Source organism: Bacteroides sp. AM07-18 (assembly GCF_003602695.1).
Classification (GTDB): Bacteria; Bacteroidota; Bacteroidia; order Bacteroidales; family Bacteroidaceae; genus Bacteroides; species Bacteroides uniformis.
Genome location: NZ_QTLM01000001.1, coordinates 115,284 through 140,031, shown reverse-complemented (window position 1 = coordinate 140,031; position 24,748 = coordinate 115,284). Strand labels below are relative to the sequence as shown.

Here is a 24,748-nt window from a genome sequence, read left to right as displayed (position 1 = left end):
GCAACATGAAACTCCGGAAACTCACCATAAAGAACCTTGCCTCCATAGAAGATGCTGTCATCGACTTTGAGAACGGACCGCTAAGCGAGGAATCCCTTTTCCTTATCTGCGGCGAGACGGGTGCAGGGAAGACAACCATTCTCGACGCCATCTGCCTGGCACTCTACAACGAAACGCCCCGCATGGACCATGCCGAGAACGAAAAATACAAAGACCTGAACCAGACTTTCTCTGCCAAAAAGGAAGACGTTGCCATCAACGACAGCCGGCAACTGATGCGCCGTAACACCAGTGAAGCATGGACGGAGCTGGAGTTTACCGGCTCGAACGAAACGCCCTACACCGCCCGATGGTACGTGGCACGGGCACACCGCAAGATTTCAGGAGCCGTGCAGGATGTGCGCTGGACACTGGAAAACAAGAAAAGCGGCATACAGCTCAACAAAAAGAACGAGATAAAGGCAGAAATACAAGCTGCAGTGGGGTTGACCTTCGAACAATTCTGCCGCACCACCATGCTGGCGCAAGGCGACTTCACCAAGTTCCTGCAAAGCAAGGAAAGCGAAAAATCGGATATTCTGGAAAAGCTGACCGGTACAAGTATCTACTCCGAAATAGGTGCCGAAATATATGCCGCCACCAAGGAAAGACGGACGGAATACGAAAACCAGAACCGGAAGCTGGAAGGCATCCACATCCTGGCAGAAGAAGAAGTCACTGCAATCAAGGAAGCCATAGCCACGCAAAATGCCGGAGTCAAGGAAGCCAATGAGCAGAAAACTACCGCCCTCGCAAAACGGGACTGGCTGAAGAAATACTCCGAACTCCTCCTCACCCGTGAACAGCAAAAGAAGATGTGGGAAGGGAAGCAAGCGCAACTGCAATCGGACGAATTCAAACAGAAAGAACTCCTGATTAAAGAATGGAATGCCACCGCCGACGCCCGCAACTGGCTCTCTACCTTGAAACAGCAGCAACAGCAGCAACAACAGAACCATGCACAAGCCGGGATACTGAGAGCATCCTTTGCCCGGCTGGACGGAGGAAGCAAGTGGCTATGCGGTTTCCTGAAAGAGCAAGAAGACAAGCTGCATCGTGCCGAGAAGTATTTGCAAGAGCATTCGCCCTTACTGCCCATGTTCGAGCAAAGCCAATCCATCATTACCGGCCTAAAATCCGCACTCGATGCCCAAACACGCATCGGCACCTACAACGCGCACCTTGAAAGACTTGCCGCGCAACAACCCGTAAAAGTCAAGGAGCGTACCGACAAGGAAGCTGCCCTCACCCGGAAAGAACAAGAGAACCATACATTGCAAAACGAAATAAACCTCCGGAACAAGCAGCTTGAAACCATGGACCGCCCTGCCCTGCAAGACAAGAAAAACAAACTCGATGCCGGACGGGAGAACCTGCTGCAAGCATTGAGCGCCTTGTCTTTACTGGCTGAAACGGAAAGGACACTGAACGAGGCAAAGGAAAACGAAAAGGCTTTGAACGCCAAAGTGGAGGCGTGCCAAAAGCAATACGTCCTCCTGCAAACGGCATTCGACAGCAAGAAAACAAGTTATGATGACATCCGCACCCTCTACGACAAGCAAAAGGAAGCCGTAGAAGAGTGGGCAAAGGAAACACGCTCCCGGCTTGTCGTCGGGGATACTTGCCCCGTGTGCGGACAAGAAATAAAATCGCTTTGCAAAGATGAAGATTTCCAGTCTGTCCTTGCTCCCATACGCACCTCCCTGGAAACAAAAGAGAAAGAATACAAGGAAACCGAGCAGGCATTGAACAACAACCGGACAGAATCCAATACCTACGGAACGCTGGCAGAGAATGCCCGTCAGTCCACAGCAAGAGCGCTCCGGAGCTACAACCTTGCCCACACTGACGCACAGGCCAAATGCGCCCAATGCAACGGCGTCGGCCTCTCCACAACCACCGGCGAAACCCTGAAGAAGCTACTGGAAGAGAACAAGCTGGAAGCAGACAAACTGAACGAAAAGCTCACGGAAGTTCAAATGCTCAGCACACAAATCATAGCTCTGCAACGGCAAAAGGACGAATGCCAGAAACATGTGGACGCTGCACGCCAAGCCTTCAACTCTGCCGACAGAGTGCTGAATGAGCTGAAAAACAGCATCGTCAATTACGAGTCGCTCACCGCCAACGAAAAGGAGAACATACGTGCCACCATGGACCGCGTCACTCCCCACATCCTCTGGGAAGGATGGAACACGGAATGGGAGAACTCCCCCCTCTCCTTCATTGACCGCCTGACACAAGCTACGCGCAACTACCAGCTGGCGCAGGAAAAACAAAGAGAACTGAAATCCACCATTGCCCTTATCCACAAAGAGCTGGAAGGGATAAACATCAACAAGGAAAGCATCGATGCCGCATTCCCCGACTGGCGCAACGCACCTGCAGCAACACAGGAAATAGAAATCAAGGACCTGGGGATTGCCTGGAATAATCTGAATACACAAGCAAGCGGACTGAAACAAAGCATATCCTCCACCGCAGAACAAATGGCAAGGCTGCAAAAGGATTTAACCGGGTTCTATGCCGCCAACCCCACTCTCGACGAGGAGCGTATCACCGTCCTATCCGCTTGGTCCGGCTCCCGGATAGAAGCATTGCGTGCCTCATTGCAGACACTTAAAGAGGAAGAAGTAGCTGCATCGACCGCCTTTCATCTGGCCACCGGACAAGTGGAAGAGCACATCGGCCGGAAGCCCGAAATAGAAGAAAACGAAAACCTCGAAACCCTGGATGCACTCATCGCGAATCTCGAAGAAAAGATAACCGTCGGCAACCAATCCATCGGCCAACAGAAGTTACGCCTGGAAGAAAACACCCGTAACATCGACCGGATAAAGGAAGAAAAGGAACGTGCCGACCGGTTACGCGAAGAGTATCTGAAGTGGGACCGCCTCTGCCGTCACTTCGGTGACGAACGGGGAAAGAACTTCCGCAACATAGCCCAGAGCTTCGTCTTGAAAGAACTGCTGGCAGGCGCCAATTTCTATCTGCAACGCTTGACCGACCGCTACGAACTGGAATGCCAGGCCGGTTCGCTCACCATCCTGCTGCGCGACTTCCATCAAGGAGGTGCGGCACGTCCGGCATGCACCTTATCGGGCGGCGAAAGCTTCCTGGTATCTCTGTCGCTTGCCCTCGGGCTTTCTTCCCTCAGCCGCCAAAGCCTCTCGGTAGACACACTGTTCATCGACGAAGGTTTCGGCACACTGAGCAGCGACTACCTGAACACCGTGATGGACACATTGGAAAAACTGCACCGGATGGGTGGCAAGAAGGTAGGCATCATCAGCCACGTGGAAGGACTGAAAGAGCGTATAAAGACCCAGATACAAGTACGGAGAATAGACAGTTCAAGAAGCGAAATAGAAGTAGTGAATACCCTCTAAGCCGGCATCGGGATAAAGAAAACGAATGTTTTTTCGGCTCTTGATAGTACAAGCACCTGCATTATTGTGTATTTTTGCAGTCTCATAAAAAAGAAAAGACAATGAAAAAGTTCATGAAAGGAGTCCGGTTTACTCCTAAAAACTATTCCGACGAAGTAGAAGCCAAAATTCAACATTATAAGAAAGAAGGATATAAACTGCCGATGCGAAGCGCACTCCGTACCGAGGAACAGTTGGCCGGTATCCGCGCAAGCGCCAAAATCAACACGGCCCTGCTGGATTATCTCTCCGAGAACATTCGCGAAGGCATGTCCACAGCCGAAATTGACCATATGGTGTATTGCTTCACCACAGACCACGACGCCATCCCCGCCCCCTTCATGTACGAAGGCTTCCCCAAAAGTGTGTGCACCAGCATCAACGATGTAGTGTGCCACGGCATTCCCAGCACCAAGGAATTCTTGAAAAGCGGTGACATTGTAAATGTCGATGTATCCACCATTTACAAAGGTTACTTTGCCGACGCATCACGCATGTTCATGATTGGCGAAGTCAGCCCCGACATACAGAGGCTGGTGCAAGTCACCAAAGAATGCCGTGACATAGGCATACAGACCGCACAGCCCTGGGCACGCCTCGGTGACGTAGGCGCCGCCATCCAGGAGCATGCGGAAAAGAACGGATACAGCGTGGTACGCGACCTCTGCGGACACGGCTGCGGCGTCAAGTTCCACGAAGAACCGGATGTGGAACACTTCGGTAAACGTGGTACGGGCATGCTGATAGTACCCGGCATGACGTTCACCATCGAGCCGATGATTAACATGGGAAGCTACGAAGTCTTTATCGACGAAGCCGACGGATGGACCGTCTGCACAGACGACGGACTGCCTTCTGCCCAATGGGAAAGCCAAATCCTGATTACTGAAGACGGAAACGAAATATTGACACAATAAGGCGGACACTTCAAAACATCTATGGAAATATTATTACTGATTATAGGGATAATCATTGGAACCGTAGTCGGCTATCTGGCGGCAGACCGCAAGTCAGCCGCACTGAGGGCGGAAATCAGCGGGACAAAGAAGGAAATAGAATTATTGAAGCTGCAGAAGGAAGAAGCCGAAGCGTTGCACAAGCGCATGAACACCGAGTTCGAGAATCTCTCCAACCGTATCTTCCAGAGCAAAGCCGAAGACTTTACCAGGCTGAATGCCGAACACCTGGGCAATCTGCTCCGTCCGCTGGGCGATAACCTGAAGGACTTCCGCCAAAAGGTGGAACAAGTATACAGCACCGAAGCCAAAGAACGCTTCTCGCTGGGTGAACGCATCAAGGAACTGATGGAGCTGAACAACCGCCTCAGCGAAGATGCCAACAACTTGACCCGTGCCCTGAAAGGAGACTCCAAGATGCAAGGCAACTGGGGCGAAATGATTCTGGAACGTCTGTTGCAAGCCTCCGGACTGATTGAAGGCGAACACTACTTCCGCCAGGAGTTTCTAAAAGACGAACGGGGCGAAGCCATCATCAACGAGGAAAGCGGGCAGAAGATGCAGCCCGACATCATCGTGAAATACCCCGACGAACGGGAAATGATTATCGACTCCAAAGTGTCGCTGACTGCCTATGCTGCCTACACCTCTGCCGAAAGCAAGGAGGAGCAGGCACACTTCCTGAAAGCACACCTGCAATCTGTCCGCTCCCACATCGACGAGCTCAGCCATAAAGACTACTCGCATTACGACGCCCAATCACCGGATTTCGTTATGATGTTCATCCCCACCGAAGGTGCCTACCTCCTCGCCATCCAAAGTGATGCCCACCTCTGGGAATATGCCTACAACAAAAAGGTGGTACTGATGAGCCCCACCAACCTGATTAGTGCCCTGCGCCTCTCGCTCGACCTTTGGAAGAAGGAGAACCAGGTAAAGAATGTGCAGGCCATCATCAAGCGCGGCACCATCTTATATGAAAAGATTGCAGGCTTTACCGATACCTTCCTCGGTATCGGCGACCGGTTGGCCAGTCTGCAAAGGGATTACGACAAAGCCTTCAACCAGCTCTCGGACGGTAACGGCAGCGTAGTGCGCCAAGCCGAAATGCTGAAAGGCATGAGCCTCACTCCCAAGAAACGCATTTCTCCAAGATTGCTGCCCAAAGACACCATTCAAGAAGAAACAGAAGAGGAAAACAATAACATTCAATAAAACATCCAACATGAAAACTCTGAAAGACCGCATTCTCCTTCACCAAGAACCGTTCATACGAGGTCTGTGTCAACAGGAATTACCACCGGAGAAGTAACAGCCATTCTGGCAAATGCACCGATTCATATCAAGGAATAAAGAAAAAGCGACGAAGAATCCACTCCACTTTCTTTCAATAGAGAGGAAATGCCCCGAACAAAAAACTCCGGCAAAGCCCTGAAGGACAAGCCGGAGTTTTTTTATCTCAAGACGGACAAGGAAGATTATCCGCCAAAGTTATCGAACATCAGGTTCTGAGCCGGAACGCCGAGGTCGTCGAGCATCTTCTCAACAGCCTTCGACATCGGGCCGGGACCACACATGTAGTATTCGATGTCTTCGGGAGCTTCGTGGTCTTTCAAGTAAGTCTCGTAAATTACGTTGTGTACGAAGCCCGGAGTGTACTTCACGCCCGCTGCATCGGCTGCCGGATCGGGACGGTCCAGTGCAAGATGGAACTTGAAGTTGGGGAAATCCTTTTCAATCTGCAGGAAGTCTTCCAGATAGAACACTTCATTCAATGCACGTGCACCGTAGAAGTAATTCATCACGCGATCTGTAGTGTGCAGTGTCTTCGTCATATGCATAATCTGTGCACGCAACGGAGCCATACCGGCACCACCGCCGACCCACATCATCTCCTTCTTGGAGTCGAATATCGGATGGAAGTCTCCGTAAGGGCCACTCATGGTTACCTTATCACCCGGTTTCAGGGTAAAGATATAAGAAGAAGCGATACCCGGCATTACATCCATGAAGCCCGGGCCCTGGTCTTTCGGCTTGAACGGAGGCGTGGCGATACGTACCGTCAGCATAATGCGGTCGCCTTCGGCAGGATAGTTGGCCATAGAATAGGCACGGATGGTTTCTTCGTCATTGCGGCACTTCAAGCCCAGCAGACCGAATTTCTCCCATGCAGGCAGATACTCATCACCGATAAGGCTCTTGTCGATGTCCTTATCATAATCCATCGAATATTTAGGAATCTTAATCTGCGCATAAGAACCCGGAACGAAATCCATGTGCTCGCCTTTGGGCAATGCAACGATGAACTCTTTGATGAACGTAGCCACATTCTTGTTGGAGATAACCTCGCACTCCCACTCTTTTACGCCCAGTACGCTTTCGGGAACCTTGATGGCCATATCGCCTTTCACTTTCACCTGGCAACCCAGACGCCAGTGATCTTGTATTTGCTTACGGCTGAAGTGCGGAGTCTCAGAAGGCAAGATTTCACCCCCACCTTCCATTACCTGGCATTTGCACTGTCCGCAGGAACCTTTACCACCGCAAGCGGAGGAAAGGAACACACCGTTTACAGACAGCGTATTCAGCAATGTAGAACCGGAAGCTACGTCCAGTTCCTTGTCGCCATTGATAGTCAGTTTTACATTACCCGAAGGCACCAAGAAATTCTTGGCAACCAGCAGGATAACAACAAGCAGGATGACAACCACGAGGAATACTCCAATGCTTGCTAATATCATATTCATATCCATTGTTTTATTCCTTTCTTTTAGATGTTCAAACCAGAGAAACACATAAATGCCATTGCCATCAGACCTACAGTGATAAACGTGATGCCCAGTCCTTTCAGTGGAGCCGGAACGTCAGAATAGGCCATTTTCTCACGGATGGCAGCCAAGCCTACGATAGCCAGCAACCAACCGATACCGGAGCCCAACGCATAAGAGACAGCATCAGCAATGCCACCGATGAATTTCGGGTCGCTCTCACCCAGCGTGATGCGCTGCTGCATGAAAAGAGAAGCACCCATGATGGCACAGTTTACAGCAATCAGCGGCAGGAAGATACCCAGTGAAGCATACAGCGAAGGGCTAAAACGCTCTACAATCATTTCCACCAACTGAACGATAGCTGCGATTACAGCAATGAAAAGAATAAAGCTCAAGAAGCTGAGGTCAACGCCTTCAATGATTGCGTTGGCAGCCAGCACCTTTGTCTGCAATAAATAGTTGACCGGAAGCGTAACCACCAACACGAAAGTTACGGCGATACCCAGTCCTACGGCAGTCTTCACATTCTTCGATACGGCAAGGTAAGAACACATACCGAGGAAGAACGCGAATATCATGTTGTCCACAAAGATAGAGCGGACGAATAAACTTATTAAATGTTCCATATCTCTTCGATAAATTAAGAATTAAAGAATTAAAGAATTAAAGCAATGAGAACTTGTACTGCAGCAGAGCAGCCCATTTTTCATTCTTTCATTTTTCATTCTTCATTTATTTATTACTGCTTTTCCTGCAATTCTTTGTGACGTGCACGCTGATACCAGATGATGCAAGCGCAGAGAATCAACGCCATTGGCGGCATCAGCATCAAGCCGTTGTTCACATAGCCCAACTTCTGCAGAGGTTCATAGTTCAAGATGTTGAAACCGAGCAGCGTTCCCGAACCCAGAAGCTCGCGGAAGAAGGCTACGATTACCAGAATCTTGGCATATCCCAAACCATTACCCACACCGTCAAGGAAAGATTCCCAGGGACCGTTCTGCATGGCAAATGCTTCCAAGCGTCCCATCAGGATACAGTTGGTAATAATCAGACCTACATATACAGAAAGCTGCACACTTACATCGTAAGCAAAAGCTTTCAGAATCTCACTTACAATAGTTACCAACGCGGCAACAACCACCAGCTGAACGATGATACGGATACGGTTGGGTATCGTCTTGCGCAGCAGTGAAATCACTACATTGGAGAATGCTGTAATCACCGTCACTGAAAGCCCCATCACAATGGCAGGCTCCAGTTTGGCAGTAACAGCCAAAGCAGAACAGATACCCAATACCTGCACGGTAACGGGGTTGTTCAGTCCCAGCGGAGTAGAGAATACTTCTTTATTCTTCTTTGAAAACAATTGTCCCATATTCTTATTCCTCCTCATTATTATTAGTTAAAAAGTTCTTGTAGCTGCTCAGACAAGCCTTCAACATGGCATCCACACCTACAGAAGTGATGGTACCACCGGAAATGCCGTCCACCTGATAGTCAGGTTTCTCTACCTTGCCGTTCTTCACAACACCGAGGACTACCTCGCCGTTCTCCAACGTTTTCTTGCCGGAGAACTCTCCCTGGAAATGCGTGCTGGCGATTTCGGCACCCAGACCCGGAGTCTCACTGGCATGAGAGAAGTAAACACCATAAACGGTATCCTTGTCGCTGTTCAGCGCAACATATCCCCAGATAGCGCCCCAAAGACCGGCACCGTAAACGGGAAATACATATTTCTTCTCACCGTCAACCTCTGCCACGAATACGTGCAGACGGTTATTTTCTTTGGCTTCCTTCTCGTAAGCGGTAGCAAATGCACCGGTATTCTCTGTCAGAGTACCGTCAACGTTCATCAGCATATCGCCCTTTACATATTTATTATATTCAGCTTCGGCATCCTTCACGTCCTTGATGTTGAGTGCAGCAAGAATCTGCTTCTTCGTGTCAAGTTCCACATTCTTGTTCTGCGTCTCGCGCAAGGAAGAACTTACGAATGCCAGCAGGAATGCAACGATAACAACCATTACCGAAGCATAAATGATAGTATAACTATTACTATTGGTATTCATTTCTTTTCCGGTATTTAATTGTTAGACTTGATTGCACGTTTTTCGCGACGGCTGATGTTACCCTGTACCACACAGTAGTCAATCAGCGGAGCGAAGATATTCATCAGCAGGATGGCAAGCATCATACCTTCGGGGTAACCGGGATTGAGCACACGGATAATGATAGCCATGGCACCAATCAGGAATCCGAAGATGTACTTACCAGTCTCTGTACGTGCCGATGTAACGGGGTCGGTAGCCATGAACACGGCACCGAAGCAGAAACCGCCCAGCACGAGGTGTTCGTACCAAGGCATCTGTGCCATCGGAGTGTCGGGACCGATTGCATTGAACACCCATGCCATGAAGGCACCGCCTACGAATACGGAGAACATCGTTTTCCAGCTTGCAATGCCCGTCCACAACAGCAGAATGGCACCCAGAGCGATGGCGATAACGCTTGTCTCACCGATGGAACCCGGAATAAGGCCGGTCACCATGTCCCAGGAGAACTCCGGAACGGCGCCCGAGGTAGCGGCTGCACCCAACGGAGTAGCTACCGTCAGACCATCTACCGACTGTCCCAGACCGAAGATACTGTCGCCCGATACCCAAACGGCATCACCGGACATCTTCGTAGGATAGGCGAAGAATAAGAATGCACGGGTAATCAAAGCTACGTTGAACACGTTCATACCCGTACCACCGAATACTTCCTTAGCAAAAATTACAGAGAATGCAGTAGCCACCGCCAGAATCCACAACGGGCAGTCTACCGGAACAATCATCGGAATCAAGATACCGGAAACCAAGAAGCCTTCCTGAATCTCCTCCTTCTTCCACTGAGCCACTACGAACTCAATGCCGAGACCTACTACATAAGATACAATGATTTTTGGCAATACAGCCAGAAAACCGTAGATGAACATTTCCCAGAAGCCTCCGGCAGCACCGGTAGCGTGGAAATGCTGGTAACCTACGTTATACATACCGAACAGCAGCGCCGGTACTAACGCAATGACCACCATCGACATGATGCGTTTGCTGTCAATGGAGTCGTGAATATGCGTTCCCGATTTCGAAGTGGCATTGGGCACGAACAGGAATGTTTCGAAGCCATCAAACACCGAACGAAATGCGTGGAATTTGCCGCCTTCCTCAAAGTTCGGCTTTATCTTGTCGAGATAATTTCTTAACGCTTTCATTAATATATTTACGATTTTACGATTTACAATTTACGATTTGCCATACGCCCCGATTATGCCATTTCGGCACGAAGCATATCGAGCCCTGCACGTACGATGCGCTGCACTTCCACTTTGGAAGAACATACGAATTCGCAGAGAGCGAAGTCTTCGGGAGCTACTTCGTAGATGCCCAGAGCCTCCATACGGTCGATGTCACCTGCAATGATTGCTTTCACCAAGTATTCGGGGAAGATGTCCATCGGAAATACGCGGTCGTATTCGTTGGACATAATCATGTGACGTTCACCACCCTTGATACGGGCATCTATCACATATTCCTTCTTGCCCATCAACCAGCTGAAGTAAGAGCGGTTGACGCTGAACTGATTGAAACGCGGCATAATCCAACCCAACATTTCATGGATTTCATCTCCTTCGGGAATAACGGTCAATTGGCTGTCGAAAGAGCCGAGGAAGCCGTTCGGAGAAACTTTCTTACCGGTCAGCACGTTGCCGCTGATGTAGCGGAGGTCTTTGTCGGTAGTCACGTTACCTTTGAAAACGTTCGTCAACAGAGCGCCGACTTTCAGCTTGCAATAAGCGGGTTTCAACACTTCGGAACCCGTTACAGCCACCGTACGGGTCATGTCCACACGACCGGTATTCATCAGACGTCCGATGAAGAGTACGGCTTCGGCACTGATGGTCCAGACCGTTTCACTCTTCACTACCGGAGAGATGTGGTTAATCTGTACACCCACGTTGCCTGCCGGATGTGGTCCGTCAAAAGCTGTTACGGTAACGTTCTTTGCCTGCACAAGAGCAGCAGACTTTTGTTTTACACTAATACCCAGATACGTCTTTGCCATCTTTGACAAAGCGTCGAGTCCCGTCTGGAAGTTTGCTTCTTCTCCCTTCAGCGCGAATTCAAAATCGGGAGCCAGCGGATTGCTGTCGAAAGCCGAAATGAAGATAGCTTTCGGAGTTACCGTCGGATCAGCGATAACGTCGTACGGACGTTGGCGGATGAAAGCGAACATACCTGCTTGCAAAAGAGCTTCTTTTACTTGCTGGCCGCTCATCTTGGACGGGTCCATCTTGCCGAATTCCTCATAGTCTTGCTCAGTGGCAGCCTCTACGACGATGTTCAGCACCTTGCGGCGTGCACCACGCTCCACGCTTGTCACTACGCCGCTAACGGGCGAAACAAATTTCAATTCAGGATGATTCTTGTCGATAAACAAGGGTCCCCCGGCCATCACATATTCCTGCTCTTTGACCACCACTTTCGGAGTGATGCCTGTATAGTCATCGGGAACCAGCGAATAGAATCCCGGTTCCTTAACAGACACAAGTTCCTGGGCAGCAGCGCCTTTCAGGTTGATGTCAAGGCCTTTACGTAACTTAATTACATTTGCCATGCGTTTATTTAAAATAATGGTTTCATTAATTTGCCGCAAAAGTAGCAAAAAAGAACGTGAATAAAGAGTAAAAAAGAAAGGAATTACGGAGAAATTTCCGTAATCCCTTTCGTTAACGAACACGAGAACAAGGATTAGGGGTTAAGAATTAGGGATTAATACCCTGCGGAATCATAGTGCAGCCCACTAATCCTTAATCCTTAATCCCTAACCCCTAATCCTTATCATCACTTTTCTTCAGCGAACATCGGGTCCCATGCCGGCAGGCAGACGGGCTTTTGTTTAAACAGTTCCATCACTTTGGCGGGAACATACTTTGTCTCCACTACCAGACGGAACATGTATTCATTGAACCACTCGTCGGTCATGATGAGATGTCCCTGATAACCGGAAGCGGCTCCCCAACTGTTCTCTACCATCCATTTTACGGGCTTTCCGTCTTTGTTCAAGTCAACGGCCATCAAGGTCATGGCGTGGGAAGAGCCACTGGAGAAAGTCTGGATACGTTGCTTCTTGTCCATCCCGAAGGTGGTGCCCATCAGTGATTCGTAGTCATAGTTTTTCACATCGAGCAGACCGCGTTCGGAGTTCAGGAACTTGCCCACATCGCAAGAGAAGTACATCATGGTGCTGTCCTTCAAGGAGGCAATGGCCATCTCTTTGATGTCCTCTACGGGCAGGTTGACATAAGTCCAGTTCTTGCCGTCGTAACGGTGGCGGTCATAGTCTATTTCATAGCACTTGTAATACTCGCGACTGGGGTCGTTCATCAGCATTACGTAGTTGGTCAGCAGTTGTTTGTCTCCATATTTCTCAAGGAAAGACATGGGAGTGTGATGCTCTGTCTCCACAGGATTACCCTTGGCATCGTGGCGGACATAGTCGAACTCCGTGGGAGGTACACCGAGGTTCAGCACCAGCATGCGGTAGATGGTTCCGAGCATCGTAGTTTTCTCCTTCTCCAGAGCTTCGGGCTTGGCACCGGCGGCAGCCATGTCACGCAGTTGCAGACCATACTCTTTCAGCTTCAGAGAGATGAGGTTGGCCATGCGGGAGGTATTTTCACTGCTGTTTGTTTCGGGCATGGCATCTTTGGGAACAAGGCCGTATTTGGAAACAATGTCGGCCACACCGGTAAAGGTACCCCCATCGCTCAGCGGATGCTGGAAGAGCCATTCTACGGTCTTATCAGTCAGGGGACTCTTGGAGGTGTCGATGATGCCTTGCAAGAAGAGGTTTGCCTTCTCCAACTGGTCCCAGAAGAAGGGATAGACTTCGGAGAACTCGAAAGACTGGAAACCGTATTCGGCAAGAGTCTTGGCACGCATCACATTCAGCCCCGTAAACAGCCAGCAGCGGCCAGACGACTTCTGGTCGGTGATGCCTTTGGATTCTACCTTGATGGAGAAGTGGGTATCCATGCCCTGCATATTCTCCTGGTTGAGTGCCAGTTTACGGATGTCATTATTGCCTATGGCATTGCGGAGCGCCTTGTCGGCAGCCGTGCCTTGATAACTTTGCTTGATTTGTCCAAGCATTTCGGGGCTGATACCCCCTTTTCCCTCTTGTGCCTGCACAGAGAACAGTGCGGCACTCAGAACAATTACAGATAAAAATCGTTTCTTCATTCAGATTATGTGTTTTTAGTTATTGATGTCTTGCTTCGTGAAGCAGACAAAAGTAATGTCTTTTTTGATAATTTTAGTGACATCTTTAGATTTATTATCTATTACAGTGAAAACTATTCGGGATAAAATAGTTTCCTTTGCACCCACATTTCGTACGACATGAAAAGATATATACTAAGCATTATCGCACTGGTGCTGTTCGCCACCACCTTTTATGCCCAGGAACAGACTGCGGCCGCCACAAACGACAGCGTTCCTGCACTGACCAAAAAAGAACTACGCAAGCAAAAGGTAGCGCGTCGGAATCTGCATTACAATATTCTGGGCGGACCCAGCTACACCCCCGACTTCGGTGCCGTGCTGGGAGGAAGCGCCCTAATGACCTTCCGTATGAACCCCAGCGACACCACGCAGCTGCGCTCCGTAGTGCCCATGGCCATCGCCTTCATGTTCAACGGTGGCATCAATCTCTTCTCCAAACCGCAACTCTTCTTTAAGGGCGACCGTTTCCGTATCTTCGGAAAGTTCAGCTATAAAAATACGGAAGAAAACTTTTACGGCATCGGCTATAATACCAATAAAGATTATGTACGAAGCGACAGTACCAGCAAATACCGGTACAGCGGCGTGCAAATCAACCCCTGGTTCCTTTTCCGACTGGGCAACAGCAATATCTTTGCCGGACCTCAAATCGACATCAATTACGACCACTTGACGGAGCCCGGCAAGTTCTTGGTGGACGAACCCTCGTACAAAGAGGCAGGCGGTACGGCTAATGGCTATAACAACTTCAACTCCGGCCTCGGTTTCCTGCTGACATACGACAGCCGTGACGTCCCTGCCAACGCCTACCGTGGTATGTATCTGGATTTCCGCGGCATGATGTACGCCAAGTTCATCGGCAGCGACCAGACCTTCTACCGCCTAGAGATAGACTACCGCCAATACAAGTCACTGGGCAAGCGCAGGGTGCTCGCGTGGACGGCACAGACCAAGAACGTGTTCGGTGACGTCCCTCTGACGCAATATGCCCTCACCGGAACGCCTTTCGACCTGCGCGGCTACTACATGGGGCAATATCGCGACAAGTCCTCGCATGTGGTCATGGCAGAGTACAGACAGATGCTCAATACCGACCGCAGCACTTGGGTGAAGCGGATGCTCAACCACATAGGTTTTGTAGCCTGGACCGGCTGCGGCTTCATGGGCCCCACTCCCGGCAAGATAGAGGGTGTACTGCCCAACTATGGTGTAGGTCTACGCATTGAGGTACAGCCACGCATGAACGTCCGCCTGGATTTAGGCAAAAACACGGTAAACAACCAGATGTTGTTTTACTTCAATATGACAGAAGCGTTTTGAGTAACGCCCTGCCTACCTGCCCATCCCTTTCCTATGGAGAATGATGATTGAAAGCCTTTAATCGCCTCTCACTCACAAGGTTATTCAAGCTCACCTCTATAGGAAGCCCACTTCCTTATAACATCGGAACACCTTGAGAAACAAACATTTTATTTTTCTTTTCTTTTTCTTGCATCGGTAAAAGATTATCCATACTTTTGGCAATCACATTTCTTTTTATCAAAAAAGAAAGCAAACGAGCGGATACATGAAAGCCCTTGAAGTACTCTTCTGGATAAGTTTATTCATAGTGTTCTATACTTATATAGGATATGGTATACTATTATATATCCTGGTCAAGATAAAAGAATGTTTCCGTAAGCCTGCGCCCCGTCCGATGCCTGCCGACGATGCTTTACCCCCATTGACGCTATTTATCGCCGCCTACAACGAAGAAGATGTAGTGGATGAAAAAATGCACAACTGCCTGGAGCTGGATTATCCCGCCGACAAGCTACGCATCCTCTGGGTGACCGACGGCAGCAACGACCATACCAACGAACGCCTCTCCCACTGGCCGCAAGCCATCGTCCTCCACCAACCCCAACGCCAAGGCAAGACAGCCGCCCTGAACCGCGGTATACATTTCGTAGAAACGCCCCTTGTCGTGTTCACCGATGCCAATACTCACCTCAACCGCGAAGCCCTGCGGGAGATAGTGCACGCCTTCACCGACCCTAAAGTGGGATGCGTGGCAGGCGAAAAACGTATCGCCGTGCAAAGCAAGGACAATGCTGCCTCGGGGGGAGAAGGGCTATACTGGAAATACGAATCCACCCTCAAAGCGCTCGACGCACGCCTCTATTCGGCAGTAGGCGCAGCGGGTGAACTGTTTGCCGTGCGCCGCGAGCTGTTCGAGGAAATGCAGACAGATACGCTGCTCGACGACTTCATACTCTCCCTGCGCATCGTCATGCAGGGACACACCATTGCCTATTGTGCCAATGCCTATGCCGTAGAAAGCGGCTCGGCAGACATGCGCGAGGAAGAAAAGCGCAAGGTGCGCATCGCTGCCGGGGGCTTGCAGTCCATCTGGCGGCTGCGTCCGCTGCTCAACCCATTCCGTTACGGCACATTCTGTTTCCAATATATTTCCCACCGGGTGCTGCGCTGGTCGCTCACTCCTATCCTATTGTTCCTATTGCTTCCCCTCAACACAATTCTCATCTTTACGACAAGCACGCCATTACTGTATGCCATCATCTGGCTGTTACAAGCTCTTTTCTACCTCATGGGAAGTTGGGGGTACTACCTTTCAATGAAGCATATAAAAAACAAGATACTTTTCATCCCCTACTATTTCCTCTTCATGAACGTCAACGTCATACGAGGATTCAACTACCTGCACAAGCGCACAGGCAATGCAAGCGGCGCATGGGAGAAGGCCAGAAGGGCATGAAACTAATACTGTAAGAATGAAAAACATTTTGAAACAAGCTGAAAACGCTGAGAGACTGTTGAAGCTGACGTCCGACACCATGATTCTTCTGGACAAAGACGGTATTTGTGTGGATATTGCAGTTTACAACATCAATCTCTGGTTCTTGAAGGAAGACCAGTTGCTGGGCAAGAATCTGTTCCAACTAATGCCCTTATCCACTTATAACCAAATCTATCCGGACTTTAAAAAAGTACTGACGCACAAAATACGCTCTATCCATAACTACGAAATGGCCCTAAACGGTACCAATTATTTTTTCAAGTGCATCATGTCCCCTTTTGACGGAATGGTACTCTGCCAATACCGCGACATCACGGAACGCAGCCAGCGCAAGCTGGAACTCGAAAGAAAAAACCAAGAGCTGAATGAAATCCAAAAAGCTGCGCTTATCGGAAACTGGCAATACGATTCAGACACCAAGAACTTCAAATATGCCGGACACACCAATATCCTATGCACAGAGGAGACACAAGAAATCAATCTGAACGACTATCTGAAACTGATACTTCCCGAAGACCGGAAATCTTTCACCAACTGGCTGAAAGAAAACCTGAAAGGGAAAATGGAAAACAGTGTGGACTATCGCATCCTGCTCCAGGAAAAGATTTTCTATATACGTCTCAAGGCCTTTGCACGCGAATATCATAAAGACAAAAATACCATTCTGGAAGGATATATACAGAATATCACCGACATTCAGCAACGGCGCAACGACATCAACCTGCTGACGCATGCCATCGACAACTCCACCGAAGATATTTACTCGGCACACGAAGACGGTACACTGATATTCGGCAACCGCTGCTTCAAGGAGCGGCATGGCATCGGCAATACCCAAGACATCACGAAACTGAAAATATACGACTTGCCTTCGTATGGAAGAGACAAAAAATCGTGGAAAGAATTTGCAGAATGTGTCAAACGCGGAGAAACCTCCCAAGGCTATATTGTTCACAATCCGTTGCCACTGCGTCCGGAAGTACTCGCCATAGAAGGAAACGCCTATTGGGTGACGAGTGACAAAGGCGAAGGGACGGTCTGGACTTTCGGAAGGGATGTATCCACACGCATCCGGCATGAGCAACAAATCAAACAGTTCTACCTGATTTTGGACAAAATCATCGAAAACCTCCCGGCAGGCATTGTTGTGAAGGACATCAACAACAACTTCAAGTACCTCTACCGCAACCGCGAATCGTATAACCGCGAAATCCCCATACAAGAGGCATTGGGAAAGGACGACTTCGATTTTTATCCTCTGGAGACTGCTCAGGAAAAGAGGGCGCAAGACATCGAAATAGCCAGAACCGGCAAAGAGATGCACTGGATTGCGGAAGAACGCGACGGAAACGGAAATCCCATCTATCTGGACAAACGGAAGATGAAGATTGAAAGCAACGACTTCTCCCCCATCCTGCTGAACATCGAATGGGACATCACGGAAATGGAACAGATGAAACGGGAACTGCTCGTAGCCAAGGAGAAAGCCGAGACCTCCGACCGGCTCAAATCTGCCTTTCTCGCCAACATGAGCCACGAGATACGCACACCGCTCAATGCCATTGTAGGCTTCTCACGAATTATTGCCGAAAGTACCGACGAGGAAGAACGGCTAGGCTATTACGAAATAGTGGAATCGAACAACGAACGCCTGCTCCAGCTCATTAACGAAATCCTCGACTTATCAAAAATAGAATCGGGCATCGTGGAGTTCACCATCACGCCCGTACGCCTCCATCCACTCTGCAAGGAGATACACGACGCACATATTTTCCGCTGTCCCGAAGGAGTGGAACTGATATACGAACCCTCTGACGAGAATATCGTGATTGACGGAGACAAGAACCGGATTTTCCAGGTCATTTCCAATCTGATAGGCAATGCCTTCAAGTTCACCACCAGCGGGCACATCAGTTACGGGTATCGCCGGGAAGGCAAGTATGTAGCATTCCACGTCACCGATACGGGTATGGGCATTGCACCGGACAAGGTGGACCGGGTATTCGAACGTTTCGTCAAGGTGAACAACTTTGCCCAGGGCACCGGATTGGGACTTTCTATCTGCAAAACCATCATCGAACGTCTGGGTGGCAACATATCCGTCACTTCAGAGGTGGGTAAAGGCACCACATTTACTTTTGTTCTCCCGCTGGAATCCACCAGCAAAACAGAGGCGGAAAAGAAAGAAGAGGACAACCAGGAAACGACAGCAGAGACACACTCCACAGAGCAGAGGGGCAAAAATGCAGCCCCCGGAGATTCCCCGAAGAATGAAGAGGTCGGAGCACTCCCTACCCCTCCTTTCAAGACCATCCTGATTGCCGAAGATACAGAAAGCAACTTCATCCTAATTAACGCCATTTTAGGCCGACTCTATCGGCTGAAACATGCCAAAGACGGCATGGAAGCCGTAACGATGTTCGAGGAAGTCCACCCCGACCTCATCTTGATGGACATGAAAATGCCCAACCTTGGCGGAATCGACGCCACTCGCATCATCCGTGAACTGGTACCGGACGTCCCCATCATCGCCCTTACAGCCTATGCCTACGAGCACGACAAGCAAGCTGCCCTGGAAGCAGGTTGCAACGACTTCCTTACCAAACCCTTCACTCAAGAAGTGCTGAAGGAAACCATCAAGAAATGGCTGGATGATAAAGGATGACTGAAAAACAGTCATCCTCCACTTTATGCAAAAATATCACTTCGCTGGATATAAGCAATCACATCCCCTTTATTGACCACATCCCCTTGCTTGGCACAGACTTCCACCACACGTCCGGTAAATCCGGTCCATATCTTCTCGTATTCGCCCCACGGCGTAGAGATGTAGCAGAACACCTCATCATGCTGGTACTTGCGTCCGATGAAAGGAGCAGAAGAAGGACCTTCGACGGAAACCTCCCAAAGCACTTGCCCCTTGGAAGGCGCGATTATCGGGTCTGCCTTGGCACGCTTCAGCTTCTTGATTTCTTCTTCCGAGTATCCGTTTTTGGCCATTGCCGCATCCTTGGCACGCTGCAGGTCATCCTCAAAACGTTTCTTGGCAACGCCGGATTTATAGTCGCGATACTGTCGGTCGTGCATGGCAAGCTCGAAGAGTTCCTCGTCATCATCGCCATATTCCCAACCGTTTTCGTCCATCTCTTTCCGGTATGTATCCAGAGCATCCGGGTAGTTCAGCTGCGGGTCCGTATCCACGAACTCAAAGCCTTTGGACTTGGCCAGTTCCACTATCTCGGGCGCTAAAGTACCGGGGAGGCGTCCGCTCTTGCCCAAAATCATGTCCCACGTATGGTTGTCTATCATCGTCCAACGCTCCTCTCCCTTTACCTGCTGCATGAGGTTCATCAAAGCCACATTCTTCACATACTGGCTGAAAGGAGTCACCAAAGGAGGATAACCCAGCTTGGGCCATACATATTCCACTTCGTCGAACAGCATGACGAGCAGGTCGTCCAGACTGAGTTCCGGCTCGTTCTTACCGCGCAGTATCATGTTGATGCCGGAATGCACTCCCTTCAAGTCGGCCATCATGGAGCCCATCATGCCACCCGGCAAACCGCACTTCAGCAAGAGTGAGGACATATGTTTATTGGTGGGGTCCATGAAATAACCCAAGAACTCGTCAATGAACTCCTGCGTCATGGCACGGGCTTTCATGTAGGCTTTCATGTTTATGTCGGGCACTTGGAAACCCAGGTCTTTCAGCATGGCCTGCACGGAGATGATGTCCGGATGAACCTTGCCCCACGACATGGGTTCCATCGCCACATCGATGATGTCGGCACCGTTCTCACAGACTTCGAGAATGGAAGCCATGGAAAGTCCGGGACCGCTATGCCCGTGGTATTGTATCAGCACATCGGGGTGCTTCTCCTTAATGGTTCTGACAAGCTGTCCCAGCATACCCGGACGTCCGATGCCCGCCATATCCTTCAAGCAGATTTCAGGTGCCCCGGCTTCAATCAACCGGTCGGCAATACTGGCATAGTATTCCACCGTATGGACGGGAGAATACGTGATGCAGAGCGTAGCCTGCGGTATCATGCCCGCTTCCAGAGCATATTTGATAGAAGGAATTATATTCCGCGTCTCGTTCAATCCGCAGAAGATACGGGTAATGTCCACACCCTGGGCATGCTTCACCTTGTACATCAGCCGGCGCACATCTGCCGGAACGGGATACATGCGCAGTGCATTTAGCCCGCGGTCGAGCATATGCGTCTGTATGCCTGCTTCCCTAAAAGGTGCGGTAAAGGCGCGTACAGCCTTGTTGGGATTTTCACCATACAGAAGGTTTACCTGCTCAAAAGCTCCTCCGTTTGTTTCAACGCGTGCAAAACAACCCATTTCAACTATCAACGGAGCAATACGTACCAACTGGTCTACCCGGGGTTGATACTTACCGGACGACTGCCACATGTCCCGGTAAACAAGACTGAATTTAATTTCCTTTTTCATCATAGTCAGTAATAAGAGATTTTTTCCTTCGGTTAACTTAACATATACAAATATAAAGGATTATTCTGACATATAGTCAAGAATAACCCTTAAAAATTCATCACTGACAATATGTTATATATCATATTGCTACTATCAAATTATTATCAGATGAAATCTTTCAGTTCATCCTGCAACTTCTGGCGTGTAAAGAAGATGCGGCTTTTCACCGTTCCGAGCGGAAGGCCGAGGCGTTCGGCAATCTCGCGGTACTTGAAACCGGACACATGCATGGAGAAAGGGACTTTATAGTCGCGTGGAAGGGCATTGACGATGCGATGCATTTCTTTCAGGTCGTAGGCACCCTCGGTACTGGCAAAACCAGAGTCCTGGGGCATGCTGAGGTGATACTGATTGTCCGTCTGGTCCACAAAAGTCTGTTCGCGAACTATTTTCCGGTAATTATTGATAAAGATGTTGCGCATAATGGTATACATCCAACCTCTGAAATTGGTGTCGGGTTCAAATTTGTCTTCGTTATCCAAAGCCTTGAGAGATGTCTCTTGCAACAAATCATTCGCTTCTTCCCGGTCGGCTGTCAACTTGTATGCAAAGCGAAGCAGTTCTTCTTGCACTGCAAGTAAATCTTTTCTAAAACTGTAAGTATTCATACTTTGCTCAATTTTTAAATAGTTAATAATGGTTTAGGTTTTACGATTGCAAGTATAAGGAAGATTTGAAGCCCCGGGGGACGGAATACGGTTTTTATTAGGGGGGAAAACTATCATTTGACAGTTTACACCCCCCTCTCTGATAGTTTACGGGTGATATTATATACTGAAAACCATCATTTTTCCGAAGATTTCGTAAATGTTACGTGATTTTTTTATAGCTTTGCCTACATATAGGAAAACACTTTTATTACATAAAAACACTTTATTTTATGAAATCATTTCAATTTAAGTCACTTCTTCTGCTGGCTGCCCTCATCATTTCCCTGCCCTCCTTTGGACAAGGACTGAAGGCGTTCAAGCTGAAGAACGGTCTTTCCGTATATATATGGGAAGATGAATCCAAATCGGACGTGTTCGGACTGGTAGGCGTACGTGCCGGTTCCATCAACGACCCCGAAGAGTACACGGGACTTGCACACTACCTGGAGCACGTCATGTTTAAAGGAACAGACAAGATAGGCGCGCTGAACTGGACGGAAGAAGAACCGATCTACAAGGAAATCATCGCCAAGTACGACCAGATGGCCGAAGAAGCCGACCCGGCAAAAAAAGAAGCCATCAGCAAGGAAATCAATGAGCTGACCGTCAAAGCTGGAAAATTGGGACTTCCCAACGAATACTCCAACCTGATGGAAAGCATGGGTGCCAAAGGGGTGAATGCAGGCACCTACTATGACTGGACCTTCTATCACAGCTCCTTCCCTGCCTATCAGATAAACAAATGGCTGGAAATCTCCTCACAACGTTTCCTGCATCCCGTATTCCGTTCCTTCCAGTCGGAGCTGGAAAACGTGTACGAAGAATATAACCGTTCACAAGATGACCAGGGACGTGCACAGAACCAGTTCGTGATGGAGAAAGCTTTTGAGGGACATCCTTACTCCCGTTCCATCATCGGCCTGCCCGAACATCTGAAGAATCCCCGCTTGAGCAAGCTGATTGAATTTTACGAACAATGGTATGTCCCCGAAAACATGGTACTGGTACTCGTAGGAAACATCAAAGCCCAACAAATCAGCGGACGCATCAATGCCGCCTTTGGACGTCTGGCTGCTAAGCCCGCACCCGAACGCAAGGTCTACCAGAACCTCGAAATAAAGGGCCGCAAACAGTATTCGGCTAAAGTAGGATTCTACCCGCAAGTGGCAATGGTATTCAATGGAGTACCTGCCGGACATCCCGACGAAGACGCTCTGGACATCGCTCTGGCACTGCTGAACAACAACAGTCAGACCGGAACTATGGACAAGCTGGTACTGGACGGTGAACTGACCAGCGCCGGAGCCTACACCCGTACTTTCCGCGAACAAGGACGCGCCATCGTAGCGGCCATTCCCCTCTACGACGAAAACCAGCGCCGTTTCGAGTCTACCAAGAGCGCCGAAAAGAAAGCCTTGAAAGCCATCCAGCAAATCGCCAACGGAGAATTCGAGGACTGGAAAATTGATGCCATCAAAGCCGAGAAATGCCGCCAGTTCGACCTGGAAATGGAGTCGAACGAGGACAAGGCCATGATACTGATGAACGCCTTCTACAACGAGCAGGACTTGGGCGACATACTCAATTACAAGGACAAGATTATGGCCATCACCACTGACGACATCAAGCGAGTAGCCAAGAAATATCTGTCAGACAATTACCTGGCCCTATATATCGAAAAAGGAAAGCCTGACAAGAACGCCAAGATTGAGAAGCCGGGTTACAAACCCGTAGAACCTCCGATAGGAAAAGAATCGCTCTATGCAACACAATTCAAAAACCTGCCCATCGGACAGATGGAGGAGAAATTCGCAGACTACGGCGAAGTGCAAATCAAGCAACTGAACGACCGTTCAAAGATGTACTACACACCCAACAAGGAGAATAACGTATTCCAGTTGGTTGTACAATACGGAGCCGGTGAACGCGAATTCCCAAAACTTGGCTATGCCGCCCAGTTGATGAACAACGCAGGCATCATGGGGGCCTACGAACCGCAAGAGTTGAAAGAAGAACTCAGCAAGCTGAACGCAACCTGCCACGTGACAGCCGATGATGACAACCTCTACATCATCATGGAGGGCTACGAAGCCACCCTGCCGCAAGCCTGCCAGCTACTTTCACGCCAGATTTTGATGCCAAAACTGGACGAAAAGCAACTGGCACGTCTGAAAGGTTCGGCAATGGGTATGCGCCAGCAGCGCAAAGACAACGTCAGCATCCTGAACGAAGCACTGCGACAGTACATGCTCTACGGAGAGAAATCAGACTACATCAAGGAGCTGACCGACAAGGAGATTTACGAATTACAGATTTCAGAACTGACGGGCGACATCAACCGTGCCTCCAACTACGAGGCAAAGGTGTTCTTTACCGGAACACTCCCCTTCGACCAAGTATACGACATTCTGAGCAAGAACCTCCCGTTGGTGGCCAACGAACGCCCGTCCAACTCCCCGCAGGCAAAGGACATGATGCCGGTGACCGAAAACACCGTCTACTTCCTGCCTAACAACGATGCAGAACAAGCCCAAATCCACCTCTACATCCCGATGCAGAAGGCTGACAAAAAGGACGACGTGCTGCGTAGCGCATTCAACCAATACTTCGGCCTTGACTTCACCGGCATCGTTCTGAACGAAATCCGCGAAAAACGCTCCATGGCCTACACAGCCTACGCATTCGTCGGCACGCAAGGCATAGCCGGAAAAGCAAGCTATCTGCGCGGCTATATCGGTACCCAGAACGACAAGGCAAACGATGCACTGGACGTGCTGATGGGTCTCGTCAACGACATGCCGAAGAATCCGGAACGTATCGACAACATCAAGAGCTACCTCCGCCAAGCCATGCTGACCAGTCACCCCAGCTTCCGCAACAAAGCCATGGAACTGGTAGACTTGGGCTACAGAGGCTACACGGACGACCCAGCAAAGGAAAACCTGCCGAAAGTAGATGCACTGACCTTTGACGACATCGTGAAATTCTACGAAGAGAACATCAAAGACAAACCTTACTGCATTTCCATCATGGGCAACCCTAAGAACATTGACCTGAAGCGGCTGGAAAAATTCGGCAAGGTAGTGAAACTGAACGAACGCAAACTTTTCAACACGAAGGATGCATTGTTCTAACCTTGTTTTATCCCCTTAGCAATCCCATCCTCTTTCCCCCTTATCAGGGGAACGAGGAATATGAAAGATTCCCCGACATTTCGGTTCCAAATGCCGGGGAATCTTATATTTAACACCTGAAGTTCTTTTGCACAT

General features: G+C 49.5%; 16 protein-coding genes. 7 read left to right on the top strand and 9 right to left on the bottom strand.

The genetic code is table 11. The features are described 5' to 3' along the window. Nucleotides 1-5 precede the first annotated feature (5 nt). From DW096_RS00585 to DW096_RS00575, 3 genes are all read left to right on the top strand, one after another. Nucleotides 6-3,428, top strand: a complete 3,423-nt coding sequence (locus DW096_RS00585; protein ID WP_118930830.1) for an AAA family ATPase — start codon at nucleotides 6-8, stop codon at nucleotides 3,426-3,428. Between the two features lie 101 nt (nucleotides 3,429-3,529). Beyond that, complete coding sequence (gene map, locus DW096_RS00580) at nucleotides 3,530-4,384, top strand: type I methionyl aminopeptidase (protein WP_118936607.1); 855 nt, start codon at nucleotides 3,530-3,532, stop codon at nucleotides 4,382-4,384. 21 nt (nucleotides 4,385-4,405) lie between these two features. Then, complete coding sequence (locus DW096_RS00575) at nucleotides 4,406-5,638, top strand: DNA recombination protein RmuC (RefSeq protein ID WP_120028631.1); 1,233 nt, start codon at nucleotides 4,406-4,408, stop codon at nucleotides 5,636-5,638. Nucleotides 5,639-5,901: 263 nt separating this feature from the next. Here the strand turns inward: DW096_RS00575 and nqrF are convergent, their stop codons facing one another. From nqrF to DW096_RS00540, 7 genes are all read right to left on the bottom strand, one after another. Next, nucleotides 5,902-7,176: an NADH:ubiquinone reductase (Na(+)-transporting) subunit F gene (gene nqrF / locus DW096_RS00570; protein ID WP_016272690.1), complete on the bottom strand. Its 1,275-nt coding sequence runs from the start codon at nucleotides 7,174-7,176 to the stop codon at nucleotides 5,902-5,904. A gap of 17 nt (nucleotides 7,177-7,193) precedes the next feature. Continuing rightward, nucleotides 7,194-7,820, bottom strand: coding sequence for an NADH:ubiquinone reductase (Na(+)-transporting) subunit E (nqrE, locus tag DW096_RS00565; protein WP_005828321.1), 627 nt, complete (start codon nucleotides 7,818-7,820; stop codon nucleotides 7,194-7,196). A gap of 113 nt (nucleotides 7,821-7,933) precedes the next feature. Beyond that, nucleotides 7,934-8,572, bottom strand: a complete 639-nt coding sequence (locus tag DW096_RS00560; protein ID WP_005836455.1) for an NADH:ubiquinone reductase (Na(+)-transporting) subunit D — start codon at nucleotides 8,570-8,572, stop codon at nucleotides 7,934-7,936. Nucleotides 8,573-8,576: 4 nt separating this feature from the next. Then, nucleotides 8,577-9,266 carry a Na(+)-translocating NADH-quinone reductase subunit C gene (locus DW096_RS00555; protein ID WP_008663259.1) on the bottom strand — a complete coding sequence of 230 codons (690 nt, stop codon included), beginning with the start codon at nucleotides 9,264-9,266 and terminating at the stop codon, nucleotides 8,577-8,579. Nucleotides 9,267-9,280: 14 nt separating this feature from the next. Next, entirely contained in the window at nucleotides 9,281-10,450 is a 1,170-nt protein-coding gene (locus DW096_RS00550) for an NADH:ubiquinone reductase (Na(+)-transporting) subunit B (RefSeq protein WP_005828314.1), read from the bottom strand. A gap of 53 nt (nucleotides 10,451-10,503) precedes the next feature. Beyond that, a complete protein-coding gene (locus DW096_RS00545) occupies nucleotides 10,504-11,853 on the bottom strand; it encodes a Na(+)-translocating NADH-quinone reductase subunit A (RefSeq protein ID WP_008663256.1) in 1,350 nt (449 codons plus the stop codon). Between the two features lie 227 nt (nucleotides 11,854-12,080). Further along, on the bottom strand, nucleotides 12,081-13,481 hold the full coding sequence (locus DW096_RS00540; protein ID WP_005828311.1) for a C1 family peptidase: 1,401 nt from the start codon (nucleotides 13,479-13,481) through the stop codon (nucleotides 12,081-12,083). 159 nt (nucleotides 13,482-13,640) lie between these two features. Here DW096_RS00540 and DW096_RS00535 point away from each other — a divergent pair, with 159 nt between their 5' ends. The 3 genes from DW096_RS00535 to DW096_RS00525 all read left to right on the top strand — a co-directional run bounded on the left by DW096_RS00535 (nucleotide 13,641) and on the right by DW096_RS00525 (nucleotide 18,988). Beyond that, nucleotides 13,641-14,843, top strand: coding sequence for a BamA/TamA family outer membrane protein (locus tag DW096_RS00535; protein ID WP_005828308.1), 1,203 nt, complete (start codon nucleotides 13,641-13,643; stop codon nucleotides 14,841-14,843). 247 nt (nucleotides 14,844-15,090) lie between these two features. After that, entirely contained in the window at nucleotides 15,091-16,281 is a 1,191-nt protein-coding gene (locus tag DW096_RS00530) for a glycosyltransferase family 2 protein (RefSeq protein ID WP_005828306.1), read from the top strand. Nucleotides 16,282-16,297: 16 nt separating this feature from the next. After that, on the top strand, nucleotides 16,298-18,988 hold the full coding sequence (locus tag DW096_RS00525) for an ATP-binding protein (protein ID WP_005828305.1): 2,691 nt from the start codon (nucleotides 16,298-16,300) through the stop codon (nucleotides 18,986-18,988). Between the two features lie 23 nt (nucleotides 18,989-19,011). Here the strand turns inward: DW096_RS00525 and DW096_RS00520 are convergent, their stop codons facing one another. Together DW096_RS00520 and DW096_RS00515 are read right to left on the bottom strand one after the other, a co-directional pair. Beyond that, the gene (locus tag DW096_RS00520) at nucleotides 19,012-20,787 is read right to left on the bottom strand and encodes a biotin/lipoyl-binding protein (RefSeq protein ID WP_025835515.1); all 1,776 of its coding nucleotides are present in this window, start codon (nucleotides 20,785-20,787) and stop codon (nucleotides 19,012-19,014) included. A gap of 146 nt (nucleotides 20,788-20,933) precedes the next feature. After that, nucleotides 20,934-21,437, bottom strand: coding sequence for an RNA polymerase sigma factor (locus tag DW096_RS00515; protein WP_005828302.1), 504 nt, complete (start codon nucleotides 21,435-21,437; stop codon nucleotides 20,934-20,936). A 272-nt stretch (nucleotides 21,438-21,709) separates the two neighbouring features. Between DW096_RS00515 and DW096_RS00510 the strand changes: the two genes are divergently transcribed. After that, a complete protein-coding gene (locus DW096_RS00510; RefSeq protein WP_005828298.1) occupies nucleotides 21,710-24,613 on the top strand; it encodes a pitrilysin family protein in 2,904 nt (967 codons plus the stop codon). Nucleotides 24,614-24,748 lie beyond the last annotated feature (135 nt).